General features: G+C 45.5%; 12 protein-coding genes. 1 reads left to right on the top strand and 11 read right to left on the bottom strand.

The window, feature by feature from the left end:
• Positions 1-258 precede the first annotated feature (258 nt).
• The 10 genes from BMZ22_RS13300 to BMZ22_RS13255 form a co-directional block, all read right to left on the bottom strand.
• Positions 259-1,086, bottom strand: coding sequence for an aldo/keto reductase (locus BMZ22_RS13300; RefSeq protein WP_090086419.1), 828 nt, complete (start codon positions 1,084-1,086; stop codon positions 259-261).
• 236 nt (positions 1,087-1,322) lie between these two features.
• On the bottom strand, positions 1,323-2,870 hold the full coding sequence (locus BMZ22_RS13295) for a Na+/H+ antiporter NhaC family protein (RefSeq protein WP_090086417.1): 1,548 nt from the start codon (positions 2,868-2,870) through the stop codon (positions 1,323-1,325).
• A gap of 57 nt (positions 2,871-2,927) precedes the next feature.
• Positions 2,928-4,061 (bottom strand): alanine racemase, encoded by a 1,134-nt coding sequence (gene alr, locus BMZ22_RS13290; protein WP_090086415.1) that lies wholly within the window; start codon positions 4,059-4,061, stop codon positions 2,928-2,930.
• Between the two features lie 68 nt (positions 4,062-4,129).
• The gene (gene dat, locus BMZ22_RS13285; protein ID WP_177183447.1) at positions 4,130-4,987 is read right to left on the bottom strand and encodes a D-amino-acid transaminase; all 858 of its coding nucleotides are present in this window, start codon (positions 4,985-4,987) and stop codon (positions 4,130-4,132) included.
• 21 nt (positions 4,988-5,008) lie between these two features.
• Positions 5,009-6,001: a pyridoxal-phosphate dependent enzyme gene (locus BMZ22_RS13280; RefSeq protein ID WP_090086412.1), complete on the bottom strand. Its 993-nt coding sequence runs from the start codon at positions 5,999-6,001 to the stop codon at positions 5,009-5,011.
• A gap of 78 nt (positions 6,002-6,079) precedes the next feature.
• A complete protein-coding gene (locus tag BMZ22_RS13275; RefSeq protein WP_090086501.1) occupies positions 6,080-7,246 on the bottom strand; it encodes a M20 metallopeptidase family protein in 1,167 nt (388 codons plus the stop codon).
• A 125-nt stretch (positions 7,247-7,371) separates the two neighbouring features.
• On the bottom strand, positions 7,372-7,758 hold the full coding sequence (locus BMZ22_RS13270) for a RidA family protein (RefSeq protein WP_090086410.1): 387 nt from the start codon (positions 7,756-7,758) through the stop codon (positions 7,372-7,374).
• Between the two features lie 24 nt (positions 7,759-7,782).
• Positions 7,783-9,225 (bottom strand): NAD-dependent succinate-semialdehyde dehydrogenase, encoded by a 1,443-nt coding sequence (locus BMZ22_RS13265; RefSeq protein WP_090086408.1) that lies wholly within the window; start codon positions 9,223-9,225, stop codon positions 7,783-7,785.
• A gap of 88 nt (positions 9,226-9,313) precedes the next feature.
• Positions 9,314-10,666 carry a 4-aminobutyrate--2-oxoglutarate transaminase gene (gene gabT, locus BMZ22_RS13260; RefSeq protein ID WP_090086406.1) on the bottom strand — a complete coding sequence of 451 codons (1,353 nt, stop codon included), beginning with the start codon at positions 10,664-10,666 and terminating at the stop codon, positions 9,314-9,316.
• Positions 10,667-10,669: 3 nt separating this feature from the next.
• On the bottom strand, positions 10,670-11,422 hold the full coding sequence (locus tag BMZ22_RS13255) for a GntR family transcriptional regulator (protein WP_245745425.1): 753 nt from the start codon (positions 11,420-11,422) through the stop codon (positions 10,670-10,672).
• Between the two features lie 168 nt (positions 11,423-11,590).
• Between BMZ22_RS13255 and BMZ22_RS13250 the strand changes: the two genes are divergently transcribed.
• On the top strand, positions 11,591-12,574 hold the full coding sequence (locus BMZ22_RS13250; protein WP_090086404.1) for a 2-hydroxyacid dehydrogenase: 984 nt from the start codon (positions 11,591-11,593) through the stop codon (positions 12,572-12,574).
• Positions 12,575-12,683: 109 nt separating this feature from the next.
• Here the strand turns inward: BMZ22_RS13250 and BMZ22_RS13245 are convergent, their stop codons facing one another.
• The gene (locus tag BMZ22_RS13245; protein ID WP_177183446.1) at positions 12,684-13,871 is read right to left on the bottom strand and encodes a M24 family metallopeptidase; all 1,188 of its coding nucleotides are present in this window, start codon (positions 13,869-13,871) and stop codon (positions 12,684-12,686) included.
• Positions 13,872-14,287 lie beyond the last annotated feature (416 nt).

The following is a 14,287-nucleotide window of genomic DNA, read 5'->3' as shown; positions in this document are numbered from 1 at the left end:
ACTTCGCTTTTCGCGGGCGGCTGGTGAGCCTCCTCGGGCTACGCCCTGCGGGGTCTCACCTATGCCTCTGCTCCCGCAGAAGTCTCCGTATATTTCTTCCGCTGACTATCAATTTGTTCTTTTTCACAATGCTCTTTTTAGTTTGTCCCACCCTCATGAAAAAGACCCCTCCACTAATTAAAGTGAAAGGTGTCAACCTAAAACATATTTACTCGTGTTATCAGGCTTCTTTTAGTTAACCATGGACGCTAAAGCAGATTATTCATCAAAGCTATCAGGATTCATGCCGGTGCGTTCATCCTTATTCAAACGGCTGATCCGGCGCATGTCGTCATCGGCTAAAGCAAAATCGAAAATATCCGCATTTTCCTTGATTCGGTGTTCATGTGTTGACTTTGGGATTGTAACAACATGGTTCTGCACGTCCCAGCGCAGAATAATTTGCGCAGGTGTTTTGCCGTGCTTTTCAGCAAGCTCTGAAATCACCGGTTCATCGAACAGTCTGCCGCGTTTCAACGGCGCCCAGGCTTCAAGTTTGATATCATTATCCTCACAAAATGCTCGCAATTTTTCCTGGGTCAGATGCGGGTGATATTCTACCTGATCAATCACAGGTTTCACCTGACTGTCTGACATCAAATCCTCCAAATGGTGAACATGGAAATTACTGACACCAATTGCACGTACTTTTCCTTCATTGTACAATTTTTCCATGGCTTTCCAAGTATCTTTATATTTTCCTTTAACCGGCCAATGAATCAGATATAAATCAAGATACTCCAATTCTAGCTTCTTTAGGCTTCGGTCAAATGCTTCAAGCGTTTCTTCATACCCTTGTTCGTCATTCCATACCTTTGAGGTAATAAAGATCTCTTCTCTCGGAACGCCGGATTCTTTAATTGCTTGACCTACCCCTTTTTCATTTTCATAAAATGAGGCCGTATCAATGCTTCGGTAGCCATTGTTTAAGGCTACCTTTACTGAATCAATCGCAACATCCTCTTCAACTTTATAAACACCCAGCCCGAAGCCCGGCATTTTGACACCATTATTTAACGTCACCGTATCTTGCAAATGTTCAATCATCACACTACCTCCCACAATTTTCGATCAATCTCTGTTTCCCATTATACTAGAACGGTCCATTCACACAAAAAAACCAGCCCTCCCCCGTAAGGACGGACTGGTTAAGCATAAAAATTCATTTTAAAAAATTTCGTTAACCTAAAGCCCTCGCAACAGATGTAAAGTGCGACACAGTGAAAATCCTTCCTTCTGTATGTCGCTAGGTTAGGCAGCTATTTTCCAGTCTAGATAGATTACTAGGCGATCTTGTGTTCACGATCATGATATTTCCTGGCATGCCGGTTGCCCAGATAGCGCAGAATGAAAAACTGTGCAACAATACCGGCGATTAAGAGCACAATACTGCTTCCGACCACGGAATACAACAAATACATGACACCTGCAATACTTGCCGGCACCAATGCATACGGCGCTTGTGTGTTAACATGCGCGATGTGATCGGATTCAGCAAAAATCGATGCCATAACTGTTGTGTCCGATATCGGCGAAACATGATCCCCAAAAATAGCACCAGCGAAAATTGCACCAATAACAATCGGAATAAGTTCCTCACCGCCAAAGTTAAATGCCATTGGTATAGCAATCGGTGTCAAAATAGACATCGTTCCCCAGGACGTACCCGTTGCAAATGATATAAACATGGCGATAATAAAGATCAAAAATGGCAGAAGTGCCGCTGTCATCCAGCCTTCCGTAGCTGAAACAACAAATTCAGCGGTCCCCAGCTCTGAGGTAACCGTACCAATTGACCAGGCGAGTAAAATGATTATGAGAGCCGGTAGCATCGTTCTGATACCGCCAAGCAAGGTATCTTCACAATCCTGAAGGCTCATCCCCTGGACAAGACCCATAATGAGACCAACACCTGTCATCGCAAAAGCGCCCCACGTCAGGGCAATTGAAACATCCGTTTCGGCGAGCGCATCCATAATTGTATTACCTTCTGCACCGCCGCCAACATACCATAGAGCCCACATACTTACTGAAATAAGTGCAACAAGCGGCAGGATAAAGTTCCACACACTCGCATCCTTTTTATGTGGTTCGCCTAAATCCTCCCCAACCGAGGACAATGGTGTCGAGCCTTCTGGAATCAGTTTGCCTGTTTCTTTGGCGCGCTCCTCTGCTTTAGCCATCGGCCCGAAATCCCGCCCGGCAATAATCATCGGAACCGCAACCAAGCATAGAATGGCGTAAAAATTCCATGGGATCGATTGAAGAAAGGCAAAGTATGGCTCCAATCCAACAATGGCAAGGCTGGCAAAAGCGCCTGCTATTAACGAGACCTGAAAGCCAATCCAATCGGATACCGGCCCAATTGTTGCAATCGGCGCAGCCGTCGAATCCAGTACATAGGAAAGTTTTTCTCTTGAAATTCTATGTTTAGCAGCAATATCTTTTGAAGCATTGCCCACAATGACTGAATTCACATAATCATTAAAGAAGATAATGAGTCCTAAGAAGTAAGTTAAAAACTGCACGCGTTTTCCAGTGGTTAGTCTGCTCTCCAAAATGTTTATCAAACCTTGTGAACCACCTGTTTTAAACATAAAGGCTGCCCCACAGCCGAGCAATGCCGTCATGACAAGAAAACGTGCATTCCACGGATCAACCATGACATCTTTAATCCATGTAAATGTGACACTGACTGCTTCAAACGGATTCCCGCCAGCAGCAATAAGACCGCCAACCCAAATACTTATAAAGAGTGACAGCAAAACACGTTTAGTTACAATAGCCAAAACTACAGCTACAATCGGTGGAACGACTGATAAGAAATCCATTGTGCTCCCCTCCGTCATAATTTCCTAATATTTAGATAATTATATTTATAACAAGCCTTATTTGTAGATTCTTTCCACGCGTTCTTTTAAACCTGCCAGCACTTCATCAACAATACTTCCCATCCAACCGGCTATTTCACGTGCGGAAATGTAATCGCCGTTTTGCTCACCCATTAATACGACCTCATCGCCGTCATTCGCTTCCGGTATACCGGTCACATTAATCAGCGTCTGATCCAGCGAAACCTCGCCGATTATTTCAGCACGCTTCCCGTTTACAAGCATTTGTCCGTTATTGGACAATGCCCGGTGATAGCCGTCACCATGTCCTATAGGAACGACAGCTATTTTTTCATAACCGGTTGTAACATAACTGCCGCCATACCCGACAGGCGAACCAGGCGGCAGTTCATGAACATGCAAAAGTCGCGATTTCAGTCCCATCACCGGCTTGAGTGAAATCATACTGTCCTGACGCTCTTCAGGCGGATAGCCGAACAAAGCAATGCCGCATCGGACCATGTCTAAATACATATCCTTTCGCTCAATTGCGATGGTAGAGGCGCCGGCGTGGTGAATCGGAAATTGATAACCGTTTTTCTTAAGCATTTCGATCGTATTCATAAACGATGCGTATTGCTTTTCGGTTGTTTTCCATTCTCCCTCGTCCGCACTGGAAAAATGGGTGTAAACCCCTTCCCATTCCAAACCGGGGATCCCATACCATGCCCTGCAAAAATCAAGGGCTTCCTCAGGGTGCACGCCAAACCGGTGCAGCCCGGTATCAATTTTTAGATGAACGGAAACGGTCTTATTTTGATGGACAGCTTCTCTGCTCAGCGCATTTGCCAAATCAGAAGTGGAAACCGACGCCGTAAGATCCCAGGCAACAAGATCCGCTGCCTGCCAACTCATGATTGAACTTAAAATATGGATGGGCACGTTGATACCCGCCGCCCTGAGCTGTGCCCCTTCCTCCACCATCGTCACACCCAGCCGGTCAGCGCCGGCGCGCACAGCCGCCTCCCCGACAGGCACAACACCGTGCCCATAAGCATTTGTTTTAATGACGGCCATGAGTTTACTTTTCCCGGCACGCTTTTTAAAAGTTCTCACATTATCTTCAAATGCACCCAGATCGACTTCTGCTACCGTCGGACCATATGCGGTTAAAGTTGATGGATGTGCCAAAGCTACTCCCCCTTATTCAACATGAGACGTAATGCGATTTGAGACTGGCCGGCAAACATGCACGCGTCTTACGCTTTGTGATGATGGGTTTCTTTTTGATAAAGTGACCGGAACGCCTGTAATATCTTGTGTGTTATTTTACCAGCCCGGCCATCGCCTATCGTTTGGTCGTCAACCTTCAAAATTGGAACAATGTCTTGTTTTGTAGCTGAAATAAAGACTTCATCAGCATTCAGCAAATCATCAACCGTATATGTTTGTTCGTTCACTTTAATACCCAACTCGCCGCTTAACTGAATTATTTTTCTTCTTGTAATGCCATTTAATATATAATTATCAGCAGGGTGGGTATATAACTCACCGTCTTTAACGATAAAAACATTCGATGCGCTTGCTTCTGTCACAGTATTGCCTCTGTGCAGGATGGCTTCCACTGCGTCATTCTCGACAGCTTTTTGTTTGGCCATGACGTTAGGGAGCAGGTTAAGTGTTTTAATATCACAGCGCAGCCAGCGAATATCTTCAGCAAGCACTGCTGTTCCGCCATTATCTTCAAGGTCAGACTGCCGGGTCTCTTCACGTGTATAGGCAACGGTGACAGCCTGAGTGCCTGGTTCAGGAAATGCATGTTCACGAGAAGCGATGCCACGGGAGATTTGCATATAGATAATCCCTTCTTCCAGCTCGTTGGCTTCCACCAATTTCTCGAGGTTAGCTTTGATATCCTTGACGGGAGCAGGCAAATCCAGCCGCAGTTCACGCGCACTTCTTTCCAAACGCTCCATATGTTCATCCATCATCAGCGGGGTGCCGTCATACACACCGATGACTTCATATACGCCATCACCAAATTGATACGCGCGGTCCTCAATATCCATCACGCTTTCCCGCTCCATAATCTGATCATTATAAAGCATTTTTCCCACTGTAAAACCTCCTTCTGCTAGTTAACTTCCGGGACCATAATCACCGTACTTTTTCATAACGTCCATTATTGTTTCCGTATCAACACTGCAGCCACTGATAACAACGACGCCTTTTGAACCCAGTGTGAAGCGGTTATTCAAGATTGCACCGACACCTGAAGCAGCGGCCCCTTCCACCATCATACGGTGTTTATCCAGCATGAAAGCCATTCCCATTCCCATTTCAGCTTCATCCAGCAACTGGATATCATCAACATATTGCTGCACCATGTTAAACGTATACTTATTTTCCAGTCCGATACCACCAAGCAGACTATCAGCAAGCGTATCCTGCTCTTCTATCACGACCGGTTTTCCTTTTTGAATGCTTTCATACATTGCGGGGCCTTTTTCGGTGGAAGCACCAAAAATTTGAATCCCGGCATTAGCTGATTTCAACGAAACACCAAGACCGGAATGAAGGCCGCCGCCTGATAAACCGCCGATTACCGTGTCTACATCCGGCAAGTCTTCCAGTAATTCAAGCCCGATCGTTCCCTGACCAGCAATGATATGCGCGTCATCAAAGGGATGGACCACTGTCAATCCTTGCTCTTTTTCAAGCTGATAACTGCGCTCCTCTGCATCATCCTGCGAGTCGCCATAAATTTCAATTTGTGCGCCGGAACGTTTTAAAGCATCTACTTTCGCTTTTGGAACGCGTCTGGAAATGCAGATAATCGCATTGATACCGAGCTGTCTCGCAACATATGCAACACTCATTCCAAAGTTGCCTGTTGAAAATGTTGTCACACCCCGCGCTTGTTCTTCGCTTGATAGGCTCAGAATTTTGTTGGCAGCCCCTCTGATTTTAAACGAATGACTGACATTCAAGTTTTCCAGTTTTAAATGAATCGGAATCCCGGTGTATTCTGAAAGCTGTTCAGAGAATATTAATGGTGATTTCGAAACAATCGGTGCAATCCGACGTTTAGCATTCCAAACATCTTGTTGGGTAACTTGATTTATTGCCATGTCACCCCCCCTTTTTGGATGGTATGATTGCTATTTCTGTTTATGTGTCAATAAGCCAATTCAAACAGTATCCAGCTACTACGGTGACCCATTATTTAAAAAGCGCCGCGCTGACTCAGCCAGAATTGCTGTCCCGACAGGCAATACATTCTCATCTATATCAAAATGCGGCGTGTGCAAATCACGAACCTTATCATCTCCGACTGCGCAGCCAAGAAAGAACATTGCGCCAGGGGCCTCTTGTGTCATATGGGCGAAATCCTCGCCACCCAGCCCAAACGGTGTATTAAGCATTAAAAAATCGGGATATAATTCGCTGATTGTTTGTCTGACTAGCTGGTTGACGACGGCATGATTGTAGAGAGCGGGATCTTCAGGTTTAATCGTCAAGTGATAATCTCCATCAAGCGCCCGGACTAATGAAAATGCTTTTTCCAGCTCGTTATGCAGCAATTCACGAACCTTGGGATGATAGCTGCGAATCGTACCTTTTACATGAACTTCTGAGGGGATGACATTGCTTGCAAAACCGCTTTGAATACTGCCAACACTGACCACAGCTGAATCAAGCGGTGAAACACGGCGCGCAACAATTCCATGAAGCGCTTGAAGCACGGGACCAAGCATCCACACCGGATCTTTGCCGAGGTGCGGGTATGCACCATGACCGCCACTGCCGGTAACGACTGCTTCAAACACATCCACGTTGGCCATGCTGTATCCGTCATGAACTTTAACCTGACCAAGCTCATCTTCCGGGCTCATGTGAAGTGCGAGGACACAATCAGCACCTTCCAGTGCCCCAGCTTTGATCATATACGGGGCCCCTGTTGAACCGTATTGATCTGCAGCTTCTTCGGCCGGCTGGAAGAGAAATCTGACCGTTCCTTTTAACTCACCTTTTTCAAACAAGTCACCTATTAAACTGGCAGTTCCCAGTCCAATGGTTGTGTGGGCATCGTGTCCGCATGCATGCATAACCCCATCATGCAATGATTTATAGCTGCACTCATTTTCTTCCTGAATCGGCAATGCATCCATATCTGCCCTGATGACCACAGTTGGTCCGGCACCATTTGTAAGCGTTCCCATTACAGCTGTTGGATAACCGACTCCCGTGGTTACTGTCATATCTGGAATCGCCTCCAGGTTTTTTGCAATAAAATTAGCCGTTTCAGTTTCCTGGAAACTCAATTCCGGATGCCGGTGTAAATGCTGCCGCCATTGTGATAATTGCGTTTGCATATTTTTTGCAGCTGACTTTATATCGCTCGACAATCTTACCCCCCCTGCTTTAAATTCTTAGTGAGAAAAGGGAATCGACACCCAAGCCGATTCCGTCACACGTTTCTATTATTCACTTTAACTATTTACCGCTCCACCGCGGCGATTGCTGTTATTTCGACATCCGTTTCCAAAAGCTGGCTTCCGACGGTGATCCGGGCAGGTTTCACATCAACGTCGTGAAAATAATCCTCATAAGCTTTATTAAATTCGCGAACCGTCTCATCGTTTAAATCTGTCAAATGACACGTTACATAGACCAAACTTGATAAATCAGCATCTTTCGCCGCCAGTATATTGTTAATATTCTCGAGCGCGGCAGTCGTTTGGGCAGCAATTGATGCCCCGACTGACTCACCGTTCGCCTTTACACCATCCTGTCCGGAAACAAAGATGAATGACTCAGTCTTAACGCCCTGTGAATATGGTCCGCCCGGCTGAGGCGCGTTCAGCGTTTGGATGGCTTCTTTCATCAGATACTCATCCTTTCTGAGTGCTTATTTCATGCCGATTGCTACATACTGTGATTCCACAAATTCCTCGATTCCTTCATGACCGCCTTCACGGCCGATCCCGCTTTCTTTCATGCCGCCGAATGGCACCTGTGCCGCTGACGGAGCACCATTGTTCCAGCCGACAATTCCAAAATCAAGTTTTTCAATTAACTGTGTGCCTCTGGAGACACTTTCGGTAAAGACATATGCTGCCAGCCCATACGGCGTATCGTTAGCCATCTTGACCGCTTCTTCATCAGATTTGATTTTCTCAACAGGGGTAACGGGACCAAATGTTTCTTCCTGCATGACGACCATTGATTGGTCTACATCTTTAATAACTGTGGGCTGATAAAAGAGCCCTTCACTCCCGCCAGCTGTTTCACCGCCGGTTTCTACAGTTGCGCCTTTTGAGACCGCATCATCAACATGACGTTTTACTTTATCCAGACCATCCTGGTTGATTAATGGTCCAATTTGGTTAGATTCGTCCATGCCGTCCCCGACGTTCAATTCTTTAACAGCTTCGGTCAGCTTCTCAACGAATTGATCATAAATACCTTCCTGCACATAAACCCGGTTAGCACAAATACATGTCTGCCCCGAATTGCGGAATTTAGATGCGACTGTTCCCTGAACTGCAGCATCGAGGTCGGCATCGTCAAGAACAACCAAAGGCGCGTGCCCGCCAAGTTCAAGCGATAACTTTTTCACCTGATCGGCGCTCTGACGAATTAATGTTTTGCCGACCTCGGTTGAGCCGGTGAATGTCACTTTGCGCACTTTGCTGTTTTCCATCGATACTTTCGCAATCTTGGATGATGAGCCTGTTACAAGATTGACGACCCCTTTTGGAAATCCGGCTTGCTCGACCAGTTCCATCAGTTTAACAGCCGTGAGCGGGCTATCACTCGATGGCTTCATGATAAAGGTACAGCCCGAGGCAAGCGCCGGTCCCATCTTACGTGTCAGCATAGCTGCCGGGAAGTTCCATGGTGTAATAGCGGTTACGACGCCAACTGGTTTCTTCCACACTTGAAGCCGTTTATCACTCCCGTGGGTCGGTACCGTTTGACCATAGATGCGTTTTCCTTCTTCTGCAAACCATTTCAAGAATGAAGCGGCATATTTAACTTCGCCTCTCGATTCATTAATCGGTTTCCCCATTTCAAGCGTCATGATTTCAGCCATTTCTTCCTGGTTGTCGAGCATTAGCTGGTTCAATTTTTCCAGGTATGCTGCGCGATCATACGCTGTCAGTTCGGACCATGGTTGAAAAGCGTCATAAGCTGCATCGACAGCCTGCTCAGCTTCTTTTTCACCGCCATATGGAACCGTCCCAATCACTTCGCCATTAGCCGGATTCACAACGTCCATCGTATCAAGATCACTGCCAACCCATTCACCGTTAATACACATTGAATAGTTTTTCGTTTGAACTGCCATCACTGCATCACTCCTGTGTTTTAGTCTATTGGCTGGCACAGGATTTAACCCGCTGCCAGCTTTTTTGAAATGTTTTTTCGAATATGGCCTAAACTTTTACGCTGGCTGTCGCTGCTTCAATTGCCTCTTCAAGAATCTCCAAACCTTCTTCCAGCTGTTCATCAGTAATCACCAGCGGCATTAACAGGCGGACAACATTGTCATAAACACCCGCTTTCAAAGCAATCAGCCCACGGTCACGCGCTTCTTTTAATACTTGCGGGGCCATTTTCTTATCCGGTTCTTTGCTGTCCCGGTCCGTGACAAACTCAAGCGCACACATGGCACCAAGACCACGGTAATCACCGATGGCATCAAACCGGTCGTACATTTCACTGAACTTCCTCATAACTTTTTCACCGATTGCAACCCCACGGTCATTCAAGTTTTCTTTTTCCATAACTTCCAATACTGCAAGACCTGCGCGGCAGCCAAGCGGACTTCCACAATATGTGCCGCCCAGTTCGCCTGCTCCGGCTCCGTCCATAACTTCCTGCCGGCCAATCACGCCGCTGATCGGCAACCCGGCAGCCATGGACTTGGATACAGTAACCATATCAGGAGCAACGTCGAAATGCTCCATTGCAAAATATTTGCCTGTTCGGCCAAACCCTGTCTGGATTTCATCAGCGATAAACAGGATGCCATGCTGCTTGCATAGTTCATATACCCCTTGGACGAACTTTTTATTCGGGATGATAAACCCGCTCTCGCCCTGGACCGGTTCCATAATAAACGCGGCCACTTGTGTCGGATCGACTTCCGTAATGAAGAAATCCTCAACTTGTTTCAGCAAGTATTCAGCATATTCATCTTCACCCATCGATTCAGGTCGGCGATAATTATACGGGAACGGTGCATGATAAACTTCGGGAGCAAATGGGCCATACTCAAATTTGTACGGTTTCACTTTCCCTGTCATTGACATCGTCATCAGTGTCCGGCCATGAAAGCCGCCGGTAAACGAAACAACCGCTTGGCGACCGGTATATTTCCGGGCAATTTTAATGGCATTTTCATTCGCTTCGGCACCACTGTTAAGAAACATGACTTTTTTGTCAAAGCTGCCTGGCGCAAGTTCTGCTAGTTTTTCTGCAAATTCGATATACGGGTCGTACATCATGACGTTAAAACCTGTATGAATATACTTAGCAGCCTGATCCTGTAAAGCGCTTACAACGGTGTCATGGCTATGACCGGCATTAATAACGCCAATCGCCCCGGCAAAATCAATAAACTGATTACCGTCCACATCTTTCAGAAGCGCCCCTTTTGCCGTATCCACAAATGTCGGCGCACCATAACTCACGCCATCAGGCACTATATTATGCCTGCGGTCAAGCAGCTCCTTTGCCTTTGGTCCTGGCAGTTCCGTTTTGACATTAGCAAATTTTTTACTCATTTGTCATACCTCCTTATAATCTATATCACTATTTTTTCCCAGCAGCTTAGTCTCGACATACTCAATGTGTTCTCTGACTCTCCCATTCACAATATGCCCATCCTTTGAGACTAATGCCTCAAGCAATTGCTTGTGCTCATTATAAAACGCTTGCGGGCTTGAGTAGTACCTGTCCAGATGCATTAAAAATGTTCTGATCTGTACTTGAAGGGAATCATAAATCTTAATAATTCTTGTATTCCCGCACAACCCAACGACATAACTATGAAATGTCATATCCAAATCGAATAAACCATTCCAGTCATTTTCGTCTGCCTTTTGTTTCATTTCGTTTACAATGGCTTCCAGTTTTGCCGTGTCTTCAGGTTTAAGGCGTGCTACTGCCTGCTTAAATGCATGTGATTCTAAAAGCGTTCTTAATTCAATCATTTCATTGACATCGTGGTTGGTGAAATCAGCAACATAGGTTCCTTTTCGTGCCTGACTGACAACAAGTTCTTCACTTTCAAGTATTTTCAGCGCTTCTCTGATTGTACTTCGGCTGACATCGTAACTTTCCGCCAAATCGGTTTCCAGGAGCCTCTCACCAAACTGAATCTCTTCATTCCAAATCTTATGCTTCAGTTCATCAGCAATCAGTTCGCTTAATGGTTTTTGCATAATGGCGCTATTGATAGGCTGCAAAACCAACTGCTCCTTTCTGGAAATGTCTTTTTGTTCAGTGTCGATTGTCGACAAAAAACATCCTACACTCATCATAATTTAGCACCATTTCATTGTCAACAAAAATTTTAGATAATTTGAAATTAATTGACTTAGTTCTGATTTGCGTCTATTTTAAAAGAAAGGCACTTTATAATAAAATTTTGTAGCTCTTTACCTGTTACAGGATTAAAAACTGTGACGCAAAATGGAGGGATTGACTTGAAAAAGAAAATTATAGCCTATAACCGTGTTGAACAGCCGGTTCTGGATGATTTAAAAGAAAAGTACGACGTCCATTTTTTTGAAAACGTCGATACAAAAAAAGACCCGGCGTTTTTGGAACATCTAAAAGACGCGGAAGGAATTATTGGGCTTGAAACCCCTGTTGACCGTGACCTGCTCGAAAACGCACCAAACTTAAAGGTCGTCAGTAATGTCTCGGTCGGATACAATAACCTGGATATAGAGGAAATGAACAAGCGGCAAATTATGGCCACTAACACACCGGGCATTCTTACCGATACAGTGGCAGACGCCGTTTTCAGCATACTTACAGCAGCGGCGAGACGCATTCCGGAGCTTGACCAATTTGTCAAAAATGGAAACTGGCAGACTGAAGCAATTGGTGAAGAACATTACGGGACAAACATTCACCATAAAACGCTCGGTATCATTGGGATGGGCCGGATTGGAAAAGCCATTGCCCAGCGTGCCCACTTTGGATTTGACATGGCTATCCTTTATCACAGCCGCAGCCGGAAGCAAGATGCTGAAGCAACTTTTTCTGCAGGCTATCGCGAGCTGGATGAACTGCTTCAGGAATCCGATTTTGTCTGCATGATCACGCCACTGACGTCGGAAACAGAAGAAATGCTCGGCTTTCGGGAGTTTCAGCTGATGAAAAACTCGGCTATTTTCGTTAACGGCTCCCGCGGCAAAACAATTGTGGAAAAAGACCTGATTAAAGCCCTTGAAGATGGCGAAATAGCAGCTGCGGCTCTTGATGTATTTGAAAACGAACCAGTTGAGCCCGATAACCCGCTCCTGAAGATGAAAAACGTGGTGACAACACCGCATATTGGCTCGTCCACACACGAAACCGAACTTGCCATGTCAGAACTTGCCGCCAAGAACCTTGAAGCGGGCATAAACGGCGAGAATCCGCCGAATTTAGTTAATCCTGAATCAATAAAAAAAGCGTGAAACACACAAAAACAGCCGTACTTCGCTTGCCTTGTACGGCTGTTTTAATTAAAAGCATAATGATAACAAACAGCTATCATATTCAAGCCAGCTCCTTAGCACTGAAGTGTCATGCCAGCCGGATGTTTGGTTTGACCATGAGCTCCCGCGGAAACTCGGCAAGAACTTCACAGCCTGATTCAGTCACACGAAATGATTCACTAATTTCCACTCCCATTTTCTCCATCCAGATACCCGGGATCAAATGAAATGTCATGTTTGGTTCCAGAACCGTCTCGTCTTCAGGTCTAAGGCTCGCTGTATGCTCACCCCAATCAGGCGGATAATTGAGCCCCACTGAATAACCCATTCTTGATTCTTTACGAATGCCGCTTTTTTCAATAACACTGCGCCAGACGCCTTCCAGTTCCCCGCATGTTATACCGGGACGCACCGCGTCAAGCGTCGTATTGATGCCATTAAGGACAATGTCCGAGACGTACTGCATATCTTCTGAAGGTCTTCCTATCACCACTGTTCGGGCAAGCGGTGAATGATAACGCCGGTATACGCCAGCCAATTCGATTATGACAGGATCGCCATCCTTAAATCGATCATCCGTCCACGTCAGATGGGATGCTGATGTTTTTTCACCGGTTGGCAAGAGTGGCACAATTGACGGGTAGTCACCGCCAAAATCCTCGGTGCCGCTGATTTGTGCATGGGATATTTCCGCAACGACGTCACATTCCCTCACACCTTCATTTATCATATCAAATGCCACCTGCATGGCATTTTCAGAGATCCGGGCAGCTTGTTTCAAATAAGCTATTTCACGATCTGATTTAATAATGCGCACCCAGTTTACCATGTTTGTTCCGTCTTTAAATGTGGCATTCGGCAGCCCTTGTGTTAAACACACATAATTCTTGGCCGTAAAATAGTAAGCATCCATCTCAACGGCGATTGTTTTAGTATCATAGTTATTCTGCTTCAAAATATCACATACAAAATCCATTGGATGCTTCACAGATGACTGGACATAGTCATCCCCATATGAAATGATGCGGTCTTCCTCCAGCCATGTCGTATGGAGCGCGGCATTCGCATCCTGGCCGCGTCCTACCCAAATCGGCTGTTCTTCCTCGAGCGCCACAAGGAGCATCTGGTGCACGTAAAACGACCACGCATCATACCCTGTTAAATAGTTCATGTTTGCAGGGTCCGTAACAATCAGCAAATCAACCCCGGCCTGAGCCATTTTGTGTTTCGTTTTGTTTAAACGTTCGTGATATTCAGAAATAGGAAATGCCAACATAGATTATCCCTCCCCGTCGTTCCTTTTCGCCGCCTTTGGTAAGCGCTTTCTTTTTTGTCGACACATAAGAGAAATGGTGCTTCTCGATGAGATATATTGATAGGGTAAAAAAATAAAACGAGTGAATCTATCTGTAAGGAAAAAGGACTAGCTTGTCGATTGTCGACATAAGGTTAATTACATTATATTCATGAAATTCCGAAGTGTCAATCTTTATTTGTACATTTTGAATGGTTAATGACAAATAGGCGGATCTTGCACGCATTTACTCTGAATAGAGACGATTTACTTGTACTTTTTTAATCTCATCTATTATGCAAAAAGTCCTGCTTACTATTTCATTTCCCGTCATTCGCAGGACCAAACCCAAATTACTCACATGTTACAGTGTTTTTTTTCGAAAATTGATGTGCATC

It is taken from the genome of Lentibacillus persicus (genome assembly GCF_900112705.1).
Classification (GTDB): domain Bacteria; phylum Bacillota; class Bacilli; order Bacillales; family Amphibacillaceae; genus Lentibacillus; species Lentibacillus persicus.
Note: the sequence above shows the minus strand (reverse complement) of the source record. Positions and strands in the feature narration are given on the sequence as shown.